This is a genomic window from uncultured Kriegella sp. (assembly GCF_963975415.1).
Taxonomy (GTDB): domain Bacteria; phylum Bacteroidota; class Bacteroidia; order Flavobacteriales; family Flavobacteriaceae; genus Kriegella.
The window spans coordinates 391,790-410,849 of sequence record NZ_CAXBGN010000004.1 but is presented as its reverse complement, the minus strand read 5'-3'; the positions used below and the strand labels follow the sequence as shown (position 1 = coordinate 410,849).

Below are 19,060 nucleotides of genomic sequence, written 5' to 3'. Positions count from 1 at the left end.
TAGAGTATACCAAAACCACGGGGGTTACAATCTTTTCCTTATGTTTTTGATAATGGTCTTATAATAGTCGCCGGCATAGGGAACGTACTTTTTAGGGTTGGCCAAGCCCCATGTTTCCTGGGAAAATTGAATAAGTGATATAAGGGCGAGTTCGGCCACCTCGCTTTCTTGTTTTTTAAGGCTTTTTAGCGGCACTTTTAACTCGCAAAGATATGAATGGTGGTACTCGCAGTCGATCAACGTGTCATGGTGCTTGTGTATCGATTTGAAAACTCCTATTTTCTCTAAGTCGTTTTTTGAGATATGCACTCCGATTTCTTCTTCTGCTTCACGAATTGCCGACTCTTCGATGACTTCTCCGGCACCTACATGACCGGCCACGGAAACATCCCAGAATAGGGGGTGGGTATCTTTGTTTTTGGCCCTTTGCTGTATTAGTAATCTGCCATCTTTGGTATAAAACCAAATATGAATGGAGTTATGGAAGAGTCCCTTCCGATGTGCTTCAGACTTCATAGCTGTCACACCAGTGAAGTTTCCATCTTTATCGAGTATGTCAATAAGTTCGTCCATAATATAAAAAAAAGTCCTCCTTTTTAGGGGAGGACCACTGTAAACGTTAATCGAAGTAACTGAAGGTCTCTCCTTCTTTGATATTTAATAAGGTCTGATAAATCAACCGGATTACATTTTCGACATCCTCTTTATGCACCATTTCTACTGTTGTATGCATGTAGCGTAAGGGTAAAGAAATTAAAGCTGATGCTACCCCACCATTGCTATAAGCGAATGCATCGGTATCGGTTCCGGTAGCTCTCGAGGCAGCCATACGTTGGAAAGGAATCTTACTTTCTTCGGCGGTCTCGATAATTCGTTCCCGTAATTTATTCTGTACTGCCGGTGCGTATGAAATAACAGGTCCGGCTCCAATTTCTGTGTGTCCTTGAGACTTCTTGTCAATCATCGGAGTTGTCGTATCATGGCATACATCAGTTATAATGGCCACATTGGGCTTTATGGTCTGGGTAATCATTTCGGCGCCACGTAGGCCAATTTCTTCCTGAACCGCATTCGTTATATAAAGGCCAAAGGGCAATTCTTTCTTATTCTCCGATAGCAATCGGGCTACTTCGGCGACCATAAACCCACCGACACGGTTATCGATGGCACGACATACGAATTTATCGTCGTTCAAAATATGAAATTCATCGGGATATGTGATTACACAACCCACATGTACTCCCATTTTCTCAACTTCTTCTTTGTCTTTGGCACCAATATCGATGAATATATTATCAATTTTTGGAGCTTCTTCTTTTGATTTATTGCGGGTGTGAATGGCCGGCCAGCCAAAAACACCTTTTACAAATCCGTTTTTCGTATGAATGTTTACCCACTTTGATGGGGCGATCTGATGGTCGCTTCCTCCGTTTCGAATAACGTAAAGCAAGCCATTGTCCGTAATATAATTAACGTACCAAGAAATCTCATCGGAATGACCTTCGATGACAACTTTGTATTTTGCATCAGGATTGATAACGCCTACGGCAGAACCGTAAGTATCTGTTATAAAGGTGTCTACATAGGGTTTTAGGTAGTTCATCCACAATTTTTGCCCTTCCCACTCATAACCTGTTGGGGCCGCATTGTTTAAGTATTTTTCAAAAAAATCAAGCGATTTTTTGGTAAGAATATTTTTGGTACTCATGTATGTGTGTATTTAGGTGCAAACTTAGTAATATTCACTTTTAATTAATAATAACGAGAACTATTTATCGTTAATTTTACAGCGTTTTTGGTTTTATGTTACAGATGATAAAAAAGATACTTCTTCCGGTCTTTTTCATGATGGGGTTTTTAGGTATAGCCCAGGTGAAAGAAGAGCCGTTGGATTCCGTTTCGGAAAAAATGATAATTATTGAGGGTGATTCTATTTTTCATAGTTCTATCTCATTAAACGAGGTGTTTGTTTTTAGCCCGCTGAAGTTTCCATCCTATAAAGACAAGTTGAAATATTATATCCTACGGCGTAAAACGTTGAAGGTATATCCCTATGCTAAACTGGCGGCCGAACGTTTGGTTGGGTTGAACGATAGCTTGGCGAAGATAAAAAAGAACAGAAAGCGCAAAAAATACACCAAGGAGGTGCAGAAATATATCGAAGGTGAATTTTCAGAGGAGCTTAAGAAACTAACACGGACAGAGGGACAAATTTTGGTAAAACTTATTTATCGGCAAACGGGAACTACTGCCTTTGATTTGGTGAAAGAGCTTCGTAGCGGGTGGCGGGCATTTTGGTACAATACCACCGCTAAATTTTTCAAAATAAGTATTAAGGAAGAATTTCATCCCGAAAGTATTCATGAAGATTACCAGATCGAAGATATTCTGCAACGTGCTTTTGCAGCGTCACGATTGGAAAGGCAAGAATCGGCCTTAGATTTCGATTATGCTTCCCTTAGTAATAAATGGAGTGCTTCAGGGGAGAAGAAAGAGGAGTAGCTTTTGACCCAAAAACTATACTCTGATCGATATTAAAATATTTCGGGTTACTCGTCGGGTGAAGCGTCTTTTTTTTGAAAAAAGGAGTCCATAATGACTTTCATGCTGTAAAATCCACCGGCTATTGCCCCTACGGCCAATATCAGACCGATAATTAGCACAGGCCAGTAAAAAGGATGTTCTTGATTTTTAAATGCCTGATAGATTACGGTTGGGGCCACGAACATAAGACCAATGGTTATTGATAGGTACTTTAGACCTTTAACCAATAAGTTTTTGTCTGTTTTCATTAAATTCTTTTTTTTAGACGACTAAAATAAGTTTACTGTTTTGCAGTGTTGGATAAAAGCGTTTTTCCTTCACTCTATAATCAACGAACGTTCAAAAGATTGGCATACGGCGAAATAGCCCAAGGCATAATTGTTCTCTGCCGCGGTATTTATTTCGGTTACATTGATAATGTTGCCTTTTACCGTTGCTGCAGGGGTTTGAAAAGGTCCTTGGTCACCACTGCTGCTCTGGGCGATAAGTTGATTCATGTAATTGTAAAAAGTTTTGTCGACTCCTAAAATACTTACATTTACTTCCATAGATGGTTTTAATTCTTCATCATAAAAATAGGAGAACTTAAAAGGCTGACCTGGATAGAAAGTGTCTTCAGAGACTAGATATTCACCAAAGTCAAAGTCAAAAAGATAAAAATCCGTACGATCTGGTGCATCGGTAAAGACAACAATAATTTCGGTTTCGGTGCCATCAAAAAGTGTTCCATCTCCTTGCTCTAGACGGTCAATGGGTGAGGAAGGTACGTATTTTGTACGTGCCGAATAACTTTGGCCGTCATGTAGAATCGATAACTGCAGAGTACCGAATTTCAGAAACTCCAAATTTGCGTAGGTTTGATATATTCCCGTTCCCGACCCTGTTTCTGTTAGTACAAGGGGCGCTCCGCCTGATTCGTTTGTCAATGTAATTCGTTCAAGATTTGCGGGTACTAAAGTACCGAAGAACGAGCTGCTAATTGAGGCTTTAACCTGTATTTTTGTGTCCGCTTCACTTTCGTCGACACGTATTAGTGCGTCTATTACCAGCCGAGGGCTATCGATCGGAACGTCTATATCGACAACATCTTGGCAAGCTGTCAAGGTTATCGATACCAGTAGTATGAAAATAACTCGTTTCATCGAATCAAAATTTAAAGTTATAGGTAACCGCCGGCACAATTCCGAAAATAGATGTGCGAACGGCTTCATTTACACCGTTGTCTCGATTACGGTTAAAATTGATGGCCGCGGCATTTTTTCTATTGTACAAATTGTAAACGCTGAAAACCCATTCTGCCTGCCACTTTCTACCTAAGTTCTTTTTTGGTGTCAATGTTGCCGATACGTCGATACGATGGTAGTCGGGTAGGCGTTCTTCATTGCGAAGACCATAATAGGGGACGGTTAAACTTTGGAATTCAAATTGCCCTATGGGGTAGTTTGTCGGTTGTCCCGTTTGGTATACGAAATTCGCATTTATACTCCATTTTTTATTGAGTTCGTAACTTGAAAAAACTGATATATCATGAGGTTTATCATAGGGTGTGCTGTACCATTGACCAGCGTTTATTCCAGTTTCCGTGGCGGTTCTTCCTGGGGTTCGCTGCTCCGATTTCGAGAGCGTATAGGCAAGCCAACCTTGAAATCGGCCTTCATTTTTTCGTAAAAGAAGTTCTAGGCCGTAAGCCCTTGCTTCTCCGTTCAATATTACTTGTTCGATAGCATCATTGGCGATTAAATTGGCACCATCGATATAGTCGATGCGGTTTTTAATGGTTTTATAGAAAACCTCTGTTTCCAATGAGTATTTCCCCTCGCTTAATGTTCTGAAGTAGCCCAATGCCGACTGGTCTAAAAGCTGGGGCTTAATAAACGTGCCACTTGGAGTCCAAACGTCTAATGGGGTAGGAGAGTTTGTATTTGAAAGCAAATGAAGGTATTGGGCCAGACGGGTATAACTGGCTTTAATAGAGCTGTTCGCATCGATTGTGTAGGCCAATGAAATACGTGGCTCTAAATTGTTGAACGTGGCCAAGCTTTCGGAACGACCGGGGGTTGATACCTCGATTGGTTCTGCCTCTTGGTAAATTTGGAGTTCAGAATTGAACAAAACCGGATTGTCATTTTGATAAACATTAAGTTCTTCTTGCCCTAATCGGGTAAAATGGCTAAAACGAATGCCGTATCCTAAACTTAAATTTTCTGTAAGGCTATGCTCAATATCAATATATGCCGCAAACTCATTGGCATATTTTTGAATGAGTTGTTCTTTTATAATTCCCGACTCTGAATTGGAGGGTTCTATTTTACCAGGGTTGAATTGGTAATAGATGTTGTTGAGCCCATAGTTGATCTGAAGCTTGTCGCTAATGTAATGTTTCAGATCATACTTGATATTGAAATTTTGAATACCAGAGTTCCAATTGAATCCTACAAAGTCAAGTTTTAGACCATAATAGTAATCGGAATATATTAATGAAAGATTGGAAAACAATTTGTCTGAAAATAAGTGGTTCCATCGAAAATTACCGACGGCGTTGCCATAGGTGTTTACAAAGCTTTCACTGATTCCGAAAACGTCCCTTCCGAAATATCCGGACAAGAAAATATTATTCTTATCATTCAGTTTGTAGTTTATTTTTGTGTTCAGGTCGTAGAAGTATGCCGTATTATCAACGTCAAAAAGTGGAAGAAAAAGGTGAACATAAGAAGCTCTTCCGCCTACCAAGAATGCTATTTTGTCTTTTACTATCGGTCCTTCGGCCAATAGACGGCTCGCTACGGCACCAATGCCCCCGTTGAATTTAAAATTTTTACTATTCCCTTCTTTTTGAAAAATATCTAAGACCGATGATAACCTGCCTCCATATCGGGCGGGGATGCCCCCTTTGTATAGTTTTATATCCTTTACGGCATCAGGGTTAAATACTGAGAAAAATCCAAAAAGGTGTGATGAGTTAAAGATTGTGGCTTCGTCTAAAAGTATTAGGTTTTGATCTACCGAGCCACCGCGAACATTAAAACCCGAAGCACCTTCTCCAGCATTCGTTACGCCAGGAAGCAGTAATATCGACTTGATTACGTCGGCTTCACCAAGAATTACCGGTATTTTTTTTATAGTTTCTACGGCCATGGTATTCACACTCATTTGTGGCTTTCGAATATCGAGGCGCTCACCACTGTCGGTTACAACAACTTCCTCAAGAACTTCGGCCTCTTCGCGCATCTGAAAATTTACTTTTCGATCTTGAGAGAGCTCAATCTTTTGAATGATATCTTGAAACCCCAAATAGCTTACATGTATATTGTATACCCCTTCGGGCAAGGTGATGGAATAAAAACCATATTCATTGGTGGTTACCCCTGTTCGCAAATCAGCTATGGCCACGGTGACACCAATAAGTGTTTCGTTACTGGCTACCTCGGAAATTGAACCACTGAGCGTGTATTTCTGTTGGGGAAAGGAATAGAGGCAAAAGAATAAAAAAAGAATAAAAAAAAGTCTGGTGCGGATATTCATTAAGCACAATTTTTAATAAATGTAAACAGAAAATAAAGGGTAAGTATAACGTTAACACTTATTTTAAATAAAAAACCTTTGCCCCATCAGGACAAAGGTTTTATATCGATTCAAGAATACAGACTAGATACTTGCAAGAATATCGTTAAAAGTCTTGCTAGGTCTCATTGCTTTTGCAATCAGATCGTTATCAGGAAGGTAATACCCTCCTATATCTTTCGCACTACCCTGATCATCTATCAATTCTTTGGCAATTTTTGATTCGTTGGTATTCAATGCTTCGGAAACTTTGGAAAAGAGTGATTTTAATTCAGCGTCGGTATTTTGTTCCGCCAACGCTTGGGCCCAATATAGTGCCAGGTAAAAATGGCTTCCCCTTGTGTCGATTTCATTCACTTTGCGGGAAGGCGATTTGCCATTGTCCAACAATTTTTCCGTTGCACTGTCTAGTGCGTCTCCTAATACTTTGGCTTTAATGTTATTGTTTTTTTCTCCATAGAATTCCAAGGAAACACCCAAAGCCATGAATTCGCCCAAAGAATCCCAACGAAGGTGGCCTTCTTCCAAGAGTTGTTCAACATGCTTCGGTGCAGAGCCGCCGGCCCCTGTTTCAAACAGACCTCCGCCATTCATCAAAGGTACGATTGACAGCATTTTGGCACTGGTTCCTACTTCTAGAATTGGAAACAAATCGGTAAGATAATCTCGTAAAACATTGCCCGAAACGGAAATGGTATCTTCCCCGTTTTTTAATCTTTTTAGTGTGTAATCGGTAGCTTCGATAGGGGAAAGGATTTTAATTTCCAATCCTGAAATATCGTGGTCGCCCAAATAGGTGTTAACCTTTTTAGTCAATTCTATATCATGGGCCCGATGTTGATCTAGCCAGAAAATAGCGGGAATATTTGTGGCTCTAGCTCTTGATACGGCCAATTTAACCCAGTCTTGAATGGGAGCATCCTTTACTTGGCACATTCGCCAAAGATCACCTTTTTCGACATTATGCTTTATAAGTGTTTTGCCCGAACTAATATCGACGACATTTACCACCCCGTCTCCGACGATTTCGAATGTTTTGTCATGTGATCCATATTCTTCAGCTTTTTGGGCCATAAGACCAACGTTAGGTACCGTACCCATTGTGGTGGGGTCGAAAGCTCCGTGCTTTTTACAAAAGTCGATGGTAGCACTATAAATACCGGCATAACTGCTATCAGGTATTACGGCTTTAGTATCTTGTAGCTCTCCTTTTGCATTCCACATTTTTCCTGAGTTACGAATCATTGCCGGCATTGAGGCATCAATGATAATGTCACTGGGAACATGTAGGTTGGTAATACCTTTGTCTGAATTGACCATGGCCAGCGCAGGGCCATTGGCAATTGCATTTTCTATATCGGCTTCAACTTCACTTCGTTTATCTTCAGGAAGCTCTTTCAGTTTGTTCAGCAAATTTTCCAATCCATCATTGGCATTTGCGCCTATAGAAGCTAGTAGTGCCTCGTGTTTTTCAAAAACATCGGCAAAAAATGTTTTAACCGCATGCCCAAAAATAATGGGGTCGGAAACTTTCATCATGGTCGCTTTCATGTGCAATGAGAAGAGAACCCCGTTCTCCTTGGCATCTTTCAACTGCTCTTTAAGAAAGCTTAACAGCGCTTTTCTGCTCATTACCGTAGCATCTACTATCTCACCCTCTAAAAGTGCCAATTTCTCTTTTAGAACAACGGATGTGCCATCAGTTTGCTGTAGCTCTATTTTTACGTTGGTAGCATGTGCTAAGGTTATCGATTTTTCATTGGCTTTAAAATCGCCATGCTCCATCGTAGCAACGTGGGTTTTTGAGTCGGGACTCCAAGCGCCCATGGTGTGGGGATTCTTTTTGGCGTAGTTCTTTACTGCCCTAGGTGCTCTTCTGTCAGAGTTTCCTTCCCTTAAAACCGGGTTTACCGCACTACCTTTTATTTTGTCGTATCTCGATTTAATCTCTTTTTCGACATCGCTTTTAGGTTCATCAGGGTAATTGGGCAAGGCATACCCTTTGCTTTGAAGTTCGGTAATCGCTTCGTTTAATTGAGGAATTGAAGCACTTATATTGGGTAGTTTTATGATATTGGCTTCAGGGTTCTTTGCAGTACTTCCCAATTCTTCTAAATCGTTCGAAACTTTTTGGTCTTCGGTTAAGAAATCAGGAAAAATAGCCAGAATTCGCGAGGCTAGGGAAATATCCTTAGTTTCAATCTGAATTCCTGTGGTTTTGGTGAAAGCTTTTACTATGGGAAGAAAAGACTGGGTGGCCAAAGCTGGGGCCTCATCGGTTTTGGTGTATAAAATTTTTGGCATTCTCTGTGTTTTGATTAAAGCGGAGCAAATATACAATTTTAAATAGGGTGGAAGTAGGGGAGGACAGGGATTTTCTTGTTAGATTTTCGGCAAGCTACGACCTTCGTCAAAAAATGGTGTATGTAGCCTATGGGGAATATTTGATTTACATGGAAAAACAAGGTTGTTTTCTTGATGTTTTTAAATAACAAAAGCCATATCATTGTACGAATACATGTGATATGGCTTTTTAGAAATAGCTTTACAAACTTTGTGTTCTGTATTTACAACAAAACCGCAACCATTGATTGCATCCGTTCCACTATTTCAACGTTTGAAACACCTTTCGTTCTTAATTATGAAACCAAGCAACTACTTCGTGTTTCTTTTTCATTGTTTTAATCAACTTATCTTAAATGTATAACCTAAGTTTTACACTTAACGTAAAGAAAATCCACATAATATAACCCAAAAGCGACAGCCTTTAGACCTCATGCTCGTCATCTCAACAAACCTCGGTTCGATAGAATCGCACCTACTATTCATTTGAATAGACTAAACAATAATACAAAGAACGCAAACTTCGTAGTGATTTACTTTTAGTGCCAATCCGGCATTTCTTTTAAATCACACCTAAAGATACTATTAATTATTTCAAAAGACAAAAAGTTTAACAAATTTAAAATCAACACTTTGTGAACCGAAGTTGTTAACAATTGTTCATAAGAAAGCCCACACATTGGCGGGCTTTCTTTAAATTGTATCGAAGGTCGTTTATGAACGGACTTCCTTGATTCTTGCTTTTTTACCGGTAAGGCCTCTAAAGTAGAAAATGCGGGATCTTCGCACTTTACCTTTTTTATTGACTTCTATCTTTTGCAATGCTGGCATGTTAACTGGGAAAATACGCTCAACACCAACTGTTCCTGACATTTTACGAATTGTAAAAGTTTCGGTAGCCCCAGAACCTCTTCTTTGAATAACCACACCTCTAAAAAACTGGGTACGTGTTTTTTCACCTTCCCGAATTTCATAATAGACCGTTATAGTATCGCCTGCAGAAAATTTTGGAAATTCTTTTTTGGTAACAAATTCGTTTTCAACAAACTTAAGTAATGATTCCATCGTTTTAATTTATATTATAATCGTACCAACATTCACGATTTTCGTCAGAGGTTGATTTAACAGGTTGCAAAAATAGTTTATATATTACAAACTGCAAGAATGTTTCGTAGAAATTTTTGCGATTGGCATGTCATTGGGCTTAAAGCACTATTCTAACAAATCTGGCCTAAGTTTTTCAGTTCGCTCTATTGCCTGATCTTCACGCCATTTTTCAATTTTCGGAAAATTTCCGCTTAAAAGAACTTCAGGTACTTTCATTCCCTTATATTCCGAAGGTCTAGTATAAACCGGTGGTGCCAAGAGGTTGTCTTGAAAAGTGTCGGTCAAGGCTGAAGTTTCGTTGTTAAGAACGCCGGGTATCAATCGTATTACAGCATCACACAAAATAGCGGCGCCAAGCTCTCCGCCTGAGAGCACATAATCACCAATCGATATTTCACGGGTAATGAATGTATCTCTAACCCGTTGGTCGACGCCTTTATAATGGCCGCATAGAATGATAATATTCTCTAGTAATGAAATGCCATTGGCGATCTTCTGATTCAGGGTTTCACCATCTGGAGTCATATAGATGATCTCATCGTATACCCGCGATGCTTTTAAGGCAGTTATGCACTTATCAATGGGCTCAATCATCAAAACCATGCCCGCACCGCCTCCGAATTGATAATCATCAACCTGATTGTAACTTTTGTCCGTATAATCTCGAAGATTGTGAAAATGAACCTCTACCAAGTCTTTTTCAATAGCTCTTTTTAGAATTGATGCCTCAAACGGACTTTTTAAAAGTTCGGGTAAGACCGTAATAATGTCAATACGCATATTGAAATAGGCTTTAGATGATTGTTTTGCGCTCCAAAAGTAATGAAAACAGTGTGAATCTTTTTTCTAACCCAACTTTTTGAATAATTTTTTGTGATTGATTGTCAACGGCAGTTTCTAAGAGAAGGCCTCTACACCCTTGTGAGGTACATAAAGCTTTTGCCCGGGCAATAGCGCTTCCTTTATTGCCTTGTTATGATGGTCTCGACTTACAAATAAATCATTACGAACACCATGGGGTAATATGGAAACGCACGAGAAGGGGGGATAGAACTGTGTACAGCCTACTTTTTCTATATTGCTAAAAGTCATTAGAATAGCAGACTCATTTTTGGAAATACGGGATTAAAAAAATTAGCGCTTTTTAAATCGGAAGATTGTCCGTAGAAAATTCGATATTGATTAAATCAAGGGGGTAATGGCACCAAATACTGGGTTGTCGCTCTTGCCGCTGTAATCATACAACCAAAATAAAAGCCCCGTTCCGGGGCTTTGTTTATTTTGATTTTTTGTATCTATTTATTTCGTCTTGAAGCTGCCTGCTTATTTTTTGCTCCCTTTCAAGTGCCCTTCGTCTATGATCTTCATATTCAGTTTCAAGTTCCGATAAATTCGATTTTGCCTCTTGGGTAAGCACATTGCTTCTTCTGAACTTATACATAAAAAATAGCATAAGCGCCAATAAACCTGCTATTATTGACCATAAAATGGTGTTGTATGTAACTTTTTCTACAAGAATTCCCAAAAATGACATGCTGTCTTTTTCTTCGGTAACCGAAGCAAGGTTGTTGGTGGTATCTTCCAATTTCTTGTTCAATGAGCCGATAGTTGTTTCATGTCCGGAAATAGTTCCGTTCAACTCATCAACCTTTTTGTTGAAGGTGCTTAGTGAATCCAGCACATTTTGACGTAATTTGTCAATGTAAATTCTCCTGATTACTTCATATCGCTTTCCCTCGGCACTCCAGTTGCCAGATTTTTTCAGTAAAAACTCAAATTGGCTATCTATAGGTCCTTTATCGAGTGATAGTTCTTGTTCATCCTCAGCTGCTGCTTCTTGGGCAAATTGTAGGTTAAATGCCAATAAGGAGATTACAATAAATAATATTTTTATAATCTTCATTTTAAAAGTAATTCTTAAAAATTAATAATGATTTAGAGTGCGGCTAAAGTAATTCAATATTATCAATTACGAAAAAAAAACGATAACATCGTATATTTAAGATTAAGAACGTGTTGTTATTTGCACCCATTTTCGTGATGTAAAATCTTCTAGTTATAGGTGAATCTTCTTACTTTGGCCATGTGCTTTGCCAATCGAATAACTTGATGCGAATACCCGTATTCGTTGTCATACCAAATATATAGCACCACGTTTTTTTCGTTAGGGGATATTATTGTTGCTTTGCTATCGTAAATTGCGGGGGCCGAGGTGCCGTTAATATCCGAGGAAACCATCTCTTTTTTGAGAGAATATTTTATTTGTTCTACCAAATCACCTTCGAGGGCGTATTTTTTTAAAATGGTATTAATGCCATCTAAAGAAGTTTTGTTACGTACTTCTAGGTTTAAAATGGCTAAAGATCCATTGGAAATCGGAACCCGAATGGCGTTTGATGTTAATTTACCTTTTAGTGAGGGTATTATTTTTGACACGGCATCGCCAGCATCGGTTGCCGAGATAGCCATGTTCAAGGTGGCGGTCCTTTCCCTTCGGTATTTTTCGTGTGCATTGTCTATTAGGTTTTGATCGTTAGTGTAGGCGTGTATGGTTTCTAGGTGCCCCTTGATTATCCCTAGGGAATCTTCTATGACCTTAAGAATTGGGGCGATGGCATTCGTCGTGCAAGACGCTGCCGCGAAAATTTTATTAGTTTCTGGGTCATGGTCTAAATGATTGACACCATGTACAATATTGGGTATCTCCTTTCCAGGTGCGGTAAGCATAACTTTTGAAACACCTTTCGATTTTAAATGCATTTCTAAATCGGCTTTATTGCGAAAGACACCTGAATTGTCAATAACAAGAGCGTCTGAAATACCATATTTGGTATAGTCAAGTGCAGCGGGGTTCTCTGCACTTAGAAAATAAACTGTCGTACCATTTATAATAAGTGAATTTCGATTTACATCGATATCAATGGTTCCCATGAGTTTACCATGAACCGAATCAGTTCGCAATAAACTCGCACTTTTTTCAAGAACGCCCTCGTCTACCATGTCATTGGTTACTATGGCTCGAAGGCGCAGTTGATTGCCTTTGCCGGTTTTGACCAATAGTTCTCGGGCCAAGACACGACCGATTCTACCAAACCCATAGAGAATAACATCTTTGGGGTGGACTACTTCCGTGTCATTTGCATTTTTAAGCTTGTCTATAACGAAGGTTTTGACATCGGCGAAGTTTTGGTCATTGTCGGAATGGTACTCATAAGTCAATTTTCCGATATCGAGTTTGGAGGGAGGCAAATCTAAATCATTTATTGCCCGAAGTATTTCTACCGAATCAAAAATGGAGATGGGTTTCTGTACAAATTCGCCGGCATATTCGTGTAATTGAATAATATCACTAACATTTCTATCGATAATCTGATTTTTGAACAATACAATTTCGATTGATTTGTCGTACCATAGGTCACTGGTTATTTTGATGAATTCGGTAGTGGCCTTTCTTCTATCGGCCTGAAAGGCCAATTCCCTTTCATAAGATATATTGTTGCCCATGGTCGTTAAATATTGATTCCCGTTTAGCAAAAATATATATTATAAATGGCTATTACCCAAATATTTAAAACAAAAACGCTCCACAAGGGAGCGTTTAACACATAAGTAAACCTTTTTATTGAAAGATAAGTCGTTCTTTTTCACCGTTTTCATTCATTAAAGTAATAACGGTTTTACCAAATCTAGAAATGTTCGCAAAAAGTGTGCGTGCTTCCTGAATATCGTTAATTTCTTCACCATCGACTGAAATTAAAATTTTTCCGTCAAGACCGTACCCGCGATACTTTTCGGGGACACCTATGATACGGACACCACTTTTTACCTTATATTTTTTCTTATCTTTTTCGGTAAGATTCTTTACTTCAAGTCCCATTTCGGGCAAATGCAAGGTTTGTCTTTCCTTTAAGATTACTGGTATTTCTAAAGTATCTCCATCACGGTCAATGGTTACCTGAACGGTATCGGCAGGGCGTTTGGTGGAGATGTAGCCGGTAAGATCTGCGAATTTATGCACGTTAATGTTGTCAACTTTTTTTATAACATCGCCGTGTTTAAGATCTGCATCCATAGCTCCTGAATCTTCGACTACGCTTTCAACAAACACTCCATCAATTTCATTGAGCCCGTTTTGAATGGCGTAAGGGGTGTTTCCGTTTATTGAATTAATTCCTAACATTCCCTTTTGAACATTGCCATACTCCAAAATATCATCAACTACTTTTTTGGCAATATTGCTGGGTACAGCAAAAGAATAACCTACATATGAACCGGTTTGTGATGTGATTGCCGTATTGATACCAACAAGGTCTCCATTCGTATTTACCAATGCACCACCACTATTTCCAGGGTTCACTGCAGCATCCGTTTGAATGAAAGACTGATTTTTTCCCAAATCTCTGGCTTTTGCACTGACGATTCCCGCTGTAACTGTAGAAGTAAGGTTGAAAGGGTTGCCCACGGCCAAAACCCATTCCCCGATCTTTGTGTTGTCAGAGTCGCCAAACGCTAAATAGGGGAGTTTGTCGGTAACATCAATCTTTAACAAAGCGATATCAGTATTTGGGTCGGTACCGATCAAATTTGCATCATACGTTTTGTTGTTGTTCAAGGTTACTTGTAGTTTACTTGCCTTTGCCACTACGTGGTTGTTGGTAACGATATACCCGTCTGCCGAAATAATAACTCCAGAACCCGTACCTACTTGAGGTACTTGGCTTCCTCCTTGACCATAAAAGAAATCCATAAAACTATTTCCCCCTCTGCTCATAGTAACATTTTTAACGTGAACTACGGCATTTACGGTGTTTTCGGCGGCTACCGTAAAGTCAATTTCATTTATGCCCGAACCCTTTGCTGAAGTAGGGGTATAACTGGTATTAAATACCGAGTTATTATCATTTTCCGTTACAACGGTATAGTTTGTATTTTCAAAAAACAGTTTGTACGCTCCTAAGGTTATGGCCCCTGCAAAAACGGATACCAATAACAGGCTTCCTAATTTTTTCATAAAAATTTATCTTTTTAACATTGTTAGAACAAAATTACTTAAATCGTAAATTGGTAATTACCGGTTTAACTACATTTTAACTGCTAAAATTACCTTAAATAAAGTCATATCTTTGTATCTTAATTTTTGACATGAACATTATATTTTATAAATATCAAGGTACTGGAAACGATTTTATAGTAATCGATAATCGCCAGTTATTATTTCCCAAAAATAATGCCAATCTCATTGAGGGTCTGTGCGATAGAAGATTTGGTATCGGGGCAGATGGGCTTATATTACTTGAAAATGACGAAATGTCAGGTTATCGTATGGTCTATTTTAACTCAGACGGAAAAGAAGGTAGCATGTGTGGAAATGGAGGGCGATGTTTTGTTGCTTTTGCCGATTTTTTGAAAATTATACAGGGGGAAATTTCTTTTGATGCGGCGGATGGATTACACGAAGCAACAATCAATAATGGTGTCGTTAGCTTAAAGATGCAGAATGTCAGCAAAATAAAATTAAAGCCGAACGCTATTTTTATGGATACGGGATCTCCGCACCATGTTCAAATGGTTGAAAATTTAGAAGCTTTGGATGTTTTTAAAGAAGGTGCGAAGCTAAGATATGGCGTTTATGGAGCCAAAGGAAGTAATATAAACTTTGTTTCGCCTAGGACTGACGGTTCTTTTGACGTGCGTACTTATGAGCGGGGAGTAGAAGATGAAACGTTATCGTGTGGTACTGGTGTTACTGCCGTAGCCTTGGCCATGCATTATTTGGGAAAGTCTAGTGAAAATAAAGTTCAGATACACACAAAAGGTGGGGATTTACAGGTTGAATTCGATGAAAAAGATGGAAACTATACCGATATCTTTCTGATCGGTTCTGCCAAACAGGTATTTAAAGGTGAAATCGAATGCTGAATTTAACCGGGAAAACAATTTATCTCAGGGCCCTTGAGCCTAATGACCTAGAGTTTCTGTATTTTTTGGAAAACACTACTGATTTATGGGAGATAAGCGGAACAACCACCCCTTATTCCAAATATATATTGGAGCAATATTTAGAAAATGCACACCGGGATATTTATGACGTAAAGCAACTGCGCTTATGTATTTGTGCCGTTGAAGATGATAAGCCCATCGGTTTCATTGACTTATTTGATTTTGACCCTAAGAATCATAGGGCAGGGGTAGGCTTGGTTATTTTGAAAAATGAAGAGCGAAATAAAGGTATAGGCACTGAGTCGGTTTCACTGGTGTGTGATTATGTGTTTAACGTATTAGGACTGCGACAGTTGTTCGCCAATGTGTTGGAAGATAATTTGGCAAGTGTGAGTCTGTTTGAAAAACTCGGCTTTGAAAAAGTAGGGCTTAAAAGGGACTGGGTTTTTTCCAAGGGATCCTATAAAAATGAAATTTTGTATCAAAAACTAAATCGCTAATGTATATAAGGAGAATTTTACTGATTATCGTTTTCATAGGGCTTATCGTAGGAGGTTTTTTTGCCTATAAAATTTATGCAGCCATTTTTTCCCCAAACACGGCCTTTAATAATGATGAAGCTTATGTGTATGTTGCGACCGATGCGACCTATGAAGATTTGAAGGCTACATTGGATCCTCTTTTAGACGATGTAGACTCCTTTAAACAAGTGGCTGAAAGAAAGGGTTATTTAGCGAATATAAAAGGCGGAAAGTATGCAATCAAAAAGGGGATGAACAATAACGAAATCATCAACTCATTGCGCAGTAACAACATACCCGTAAAAGTAGCCTTTAACAATCAGGAGACATTGGCTGATCTTGCTGGGAGAATTTCCGGGCAACTTGAGCCTGACAGCTTGAGCTTACTTACTTCCTTTAATGATTCCGACTTTTTGAAAACGAACGGATTTGATGAGCATACAAGGTTATCGATGTATATTCCCAATAGTTATGAGTTTTTCTGGAATACTTCCGCATTGGAGTTTAGGGAAAGGATGTTAACAGAGTACAAGCGGTTCTGGAATACCGATAGAATGGAAAAGGCGAAGGCATTAGGTTTAAAGCCCTCGGAAGTTATGAGTCTGGCTTCGATAGTGCACAAAGAAACGGCTAAAGTCGATGAACGCCCCCGTGTAGCCGGTGTTTATTTGAACCGCTTGCGCAAGAACATGCTGTTGCAGGCAGATCCAACGGTCATATATGCGTTAAAACTGCACACCAATGATTTCGATACAATTATAAAAAGGGTGTTGTACAAAGACTTGGAAATTGATTCGCCATATAACACCTACAAATATGCGGGAGTACCGCCTGGGCCGATTACAATGCCTGATATTTCTGCTATTGATGCTGTTTTGAATCCTGAAAAACACGACTACTACTACTTTGTTGCCAATGTCGAAAATTTCGGTTACCACAAGTTTGCTAAGAGCTTAGCGCAGCACAACCGAAATAAAGCGCAATATATCCGATGGATAAATGAGAAAAATATAAATAGATAGGGTGTTAATCGCAAATTCCATACTTCTTAACTAAAATTGGGTATTTTTAACAAAGCCTTTTATTAGTTACTTAAAATGCGGTTTATCTTTGTAGCTTGAAATTTAAGCAGATCGTTTTTTGATTGTAAGTCTTAAGAAAACAGAGATATGAGAAGATGTACTATCTTTTTTTGTTCTCTTATCATGCTTGTTGTCTTGATGAGTTTTAGTTTTAAGCCTTCATATGCGGAGGTTCCTGAGACACTCAAGGTAAATGGACCTACTGAAGTTTTGTTCCCCAAAAACAAAACTGAATTAAATGCTATTATGATTATGCCTCCCTTTTTGGGAAGCTCTTATGTTGGTTTTAAAGAGGCTTTGGCCTTTAAAGAGTCGCAAGGCAATTATTTTACGACCAACACATTGGGTTATTTAGGAAAATACCAATTTGGTATTGGTACTTTACAGTTAATAGGTGTTTATAATGCTGTAAGTTTTCTTAAAGACCCTGTATTGCAAGAACGGGCCTTTCATACCAATATTGCCCGAAATAAGTGGATTCTTAGAAGAGACATTAAACGATTTGAAGGTATGCAGATCGGTGGTGTCAAGGTTACTGAATCAGGTATGTTGGCCGCTGCACATTTAGCGGGTGCGGGTAATGTGAAAAATTATTTGCGTTCCCTTGGTCAGATCGATGTGTCCGATGAATACGGTACGAGCATTGCGAAGTACATAAAGAAGTTCTCGGGTTATGATGTGTCACATGTATCCCCGAAAAGGAATCCGAAAATTTAAGATTATTATTGTGTACATATGAAAATGGCCCCGACGGAAACGTTGGGGTTTTTTAACCTTGTACAATAAAAATACTTGGTCTTTTGTGGAGATTTAAGTTTGTTTTTTTCCACGCTGCTATAGTTTTTGTAGCAATATATTCGGTGGCGAGTGTAATGTCGCAAGCGATGCATAAGTGGGTTCGGTCGTTCAATGTTTTTAATAGTTCGGCCAAAAGTTTATCGTTTCGGTACGGGGTTTCAATGAACAACTGTGATTGATTTAATGTAGACGATATTTTTTCAAGATGCTTTATTGTCTTTTTTCTTTCGGAAGAGTCGATGGGTAAATATCCATTGAAAGCAAAATTTTGACCGTTCATTCCGCTGGCCATTAAAGCTAAAACTAGTGATGACGGTCCGACCAGAGGAACTACTTGTATATTCTTTTGGTGTGCTATCTTTACGACATCGGCACCCGGGTCTGCAATTCCGGGGCAACCTGCTTCCGAAATCACTCCAACATTATGTCCTTCCAAGCAGGGTTCCAAAAATGCTGGAATGGTTTCCATTTCAGTATATTTATTCAATACCTCGATATGTAGTGAAGGTTGGGGTTTTCTTGGACTTATCTTTTTTATGAATCTTCTTGCCGATTTTTCATTTTCTACAATGTAGTAATCAATGTCTTCAATTGCCCGTTTGATAGAAATAGGCAGCACTTCTAACGGGGCGCCGTCACCCAAAGTCGTTGGAATCAAAAAAACTTTTCCGTTCATAGTGTATCTTATGCTATTTTCTAGTGGTTCGTGCTAAAGTTTTTTAGCAATTTCAATGCATGCCATTTTAATCATGTTAAAGACATTTTCAAATCCGTCGGCTCCTCCGTAATAGGGGTCTGGAACCTGATTTTCTCTTCCATCTATTTCGGTCAACAATAGCCGTACCTTTTTAACATCGTTTGCATTTTCGGCCTTGGCGATGATATTGGCATAATTGCTTTTATCCATGGCATAAATGACATCAAATTCACGAAAATCAGCTACGTGGAATTTTCTACAACGCTGTTTTGAGATGTCGATTCCATGTTCTTTGGCTATGGCAATACTTCGGTAATCTGGTTTTTCACCAATATGGTAGCCTCCCGTTCCTGCAGAATCGACAATAATTTTTGTAGGATCTACCAAGCTTTGGAGAATACCTTCCGCCAAAGGAGAGCGGCAAATATTTCCGAGGCATACCATTAGAATTTTAGTAGCCATGATGT

General features: G+C 39.0%; 18 protein-coding genes. 5 read left to right on the top strand and 13 right to left on the bottom strand.

The features are described from left to right. Positions 1-24 precede the first annotated feature (24 nt). The gene (locus tag AACZ88_RS11455) at positions 25-573 is read right to left on the bottom strand and encodes an NUDIX domain-containing protein (protein ID WP_339710175.1); all 549 of its coding nucleotides are present in this window, start codon (positions 571-573) and stop codon (positions 25-27) included. Between the two features lie 46 nt (positions 574-619). Further along, positions 620-1,708, bottom strand: coding sequence for a M42 family metallopeptidase (locus AACZ88_RS11450; RefSeq protein ID WP_339710172.1), 1,089 nt, complete (start codon positions 1,706-1,708; stop codon positions 620-622). 104 nt (positions 1,709-1,812) lie between these two features. Between AACZ88_RS11450 and AACZ88_RS11445 the strand changes: the two genes are divergently transcribed. Beyond that, entirely contained in the window at positions 1,813-2,502 is a 690-nt protein-coding gene (locus AACZ88_RS11445) for a DUF4294 domain-containing protein (RefSeq protein WP_339710169.1), read from the top strand. Positions 2,503-2,549: 47 nt separating this feature from the next. Here the strand turns inward: AACZ88_RS11445 and AACZ88_RS11440 are convergent, their stop codons facing one another. The 9 genes from AACZ88_RS11440 to AACZ88_RS11400 form a co-directional block, all read right to left on the bottom strand. Further along, positions 2,550-2,792: a DUF6095 family protein gene (locus tag AACZ88_RS11440; RefSeq protein ID WP_339710166.1), complete on the bottom strand. Its 243-nt coding sequence runs from the start codon at positions 2,790-2,792 to the stop codon at positions 2,550-2,552. A gap of 69 nt (positions 2,793-2,861) precedes the next feature. Continuing rightward, positions 2,862-3,686, bottom strand: a complete 825-nt coding sequence (locus tag AACZ88_RS11435) for a DUF4249 family protein (RefSeq protein ID WP_339710163.1) — start codon at positions 3,684-3,686, stop codon at positions 2,862-2,864. Positions 3,687-3,690: 4 nt separating this feature from the next. Continuing rightward, on the bottom strand, positions 3,691-6,066 hold the full coding sequence (locus AACZ88_RS11430; protein WP_339710161.1) for a TonB-dependent receptor: 2,376 nt from the start codon (positions 6,064-6,066) through the stop codon (positions 3,691-3,693). Positions 6,067-6,189: 123 nt separating this feature from the next. Next, positions 6,190-8,409 (bottom strand): NADP-dependent isocitrate dehydrogenase, encoded by a 2,220-nt coding sequence (locus AACZ88_RS11425; RefSeq protein WP_339710158.1) that lies wholly within the window; start codon positions 8,407-8,409, stop codon positions 6,190-6,192. 753 nt (positions 8,410-9,162) lie between these two features. Then, the gene (rplS, locus tag AACZ88_RS11420) at positions 9,163-9,513 is read right to left on the bottom strand and encodes a 50S ribosomal protein L19 (protein ID WP_339710155.1); all 351 of its coding nucleotides are present in this window, start codon (positions 9,511-9,513) and stop codon (positions 9,163-9,165) included. 147 nt (positions 9,514-9,660) lie between these two features. After that, complete coding sequence (trmD, locus tag AACZ88_RS11415; RefSeq protein ID WP_339710152.1) at positions 9,661-10,335, bottom strand: tRNA (guanosine(37)-N1)-methyltransferase TrmD; 675 nt, start codon at positions 10,333-10,335, stop codon at positions 9,661-9,663. A gap of 496 nt (positions 10,336-10,831) precedes the next feature. Beyond that, positions 10,832-11,458 (bottom strand): tRNA (guanine-N1)-methyltransferase, encoded by a 627-nt coding sequence (locus AACZ88_RS11410; RefSeq protein WP_339710149.1) that lies wholly within the window; start codon positions 11,456-11,458, stop codon positions 10,832-10,834. A gap of 149 nt (positions 11,459-11,607) precedes the next feature. Then, the gene (locus AACZ88_RS11405; RefSeq protein ID WP_339710146.1) at positions 11,608-13,059 is read right to left on the bottom strand and encodes a glyceraldehyde-3-phosphate dehydrogenase; all 1,452 of its coding nucleotides are present in this window, start codon (positions 13,057-13,059) and stop codon (positions 11,608-11,610) included. A gap of 115 nt (positions 13,060-13,174) precedes the next feature. Further along, positions 13,175-14,566, bottom strand: a complete 1,392-nt coding sequence (locus AACZ88_RS11400; RefSeq protein ID WP_339710143.1) for a trypsin-like peptidase domain-containing protein — start codon at positions 14,564-14,566, stop codon at positions 13,175-13,177. Positions 14,567-14,697: 131 nt separating this feature from the next. Between AACZ88_RS11400 and dapF the strand changes: the two genes are divergently transcribed. The 4 genes from dapF (at position 14,698) to AACZ88_RS11380 (ending at position 17,815) form a co-directional block, all read left to right on the top strand. Further along, positions 14,698-15,474 (top strand): diaminopimelate epimerase, encoded by a 777-nt coding sequence (gene dapF, locus AACZ88_RS11395; RefSeq protein WP_339710140.1) that lies wholly within the window; start codon positions 14,698-14,700, stop codon positions 15,472-15,474. Then, the gene (locus tag AACZ88_RS11390; protein ID WP_339710137.1) at positions 15,468-15,995 is read left to right on the top strand and encodes a GNAT family protein; all 528 of its coding nucleotides are present in this window, start codon (positions 15,468-15,470) and stop codon (positions 15,993-15,995) included. The genes dapF and AACZ88_RS11390 overlap by 7 nt, the downstream gene beginning before the upstream one ends. Continuing rightward, positions 15,995-17,038, top strand: a complete 1,044-nt coding sequence (gene mltG, locus AACZ88_RS11385; RefSeq protein WP_339710135.1) for an endolytic transglycosylase MltG — start codon at positions 15,995-15,997, stop codon at positions 17,036-17,038. The genes AACZ88_RS11390 and mltG overlap by 1 nt, the downstream gene beginning before the upstream one ends. A 147-nt stretch (positions 17,039-17,185) precedes the next feature. After that, positions 17,186-17,815 (top strand): hypothetical protein, encoded by a 630-nt coding sequence (locus AACZ88_RS11380; RefSeq protein WP_339710132.1) that lies wholly within the window; start codon positions 17,186-17,188, stop codon positions 17,813-17,815. Between the two features lie 52 nt (positions 17,816-17,867). Here AACZ88_RS11380 and AACZ88_RS11375 read toward each other — a convergent pair whose 3' ends face one another. Together AACZ88_RS11375 and AACZ88_RS11370 are read right to left on the bottom strand one after the other, a co-directional pair. Further along, a complete protein-coding gene (locus AACZ88_RS11375) occupies positions 17,868-18,572 on the bottom strand; it encodes an SAM-dependent methyltransferase (RefSeq protein ID WP_339710129.1) in 705 nt (234 codons plus the stop codon). 33 nt (positions 18,573-18,605) lie between these two features. Next, positions 18,606-19,055, bottom strand: coding sequence for a low molecular weight protein-tyrosine-phosphatase (locus tag AACZ88_RS11370; RefSeq protein ID WP_339710126.1), 450 nt, complete (start codon positions 19,053-19,055; stop codon positions 18,606-18,608). Positions 19,056-19,060 lie beyond the last annotated feature (5 nt).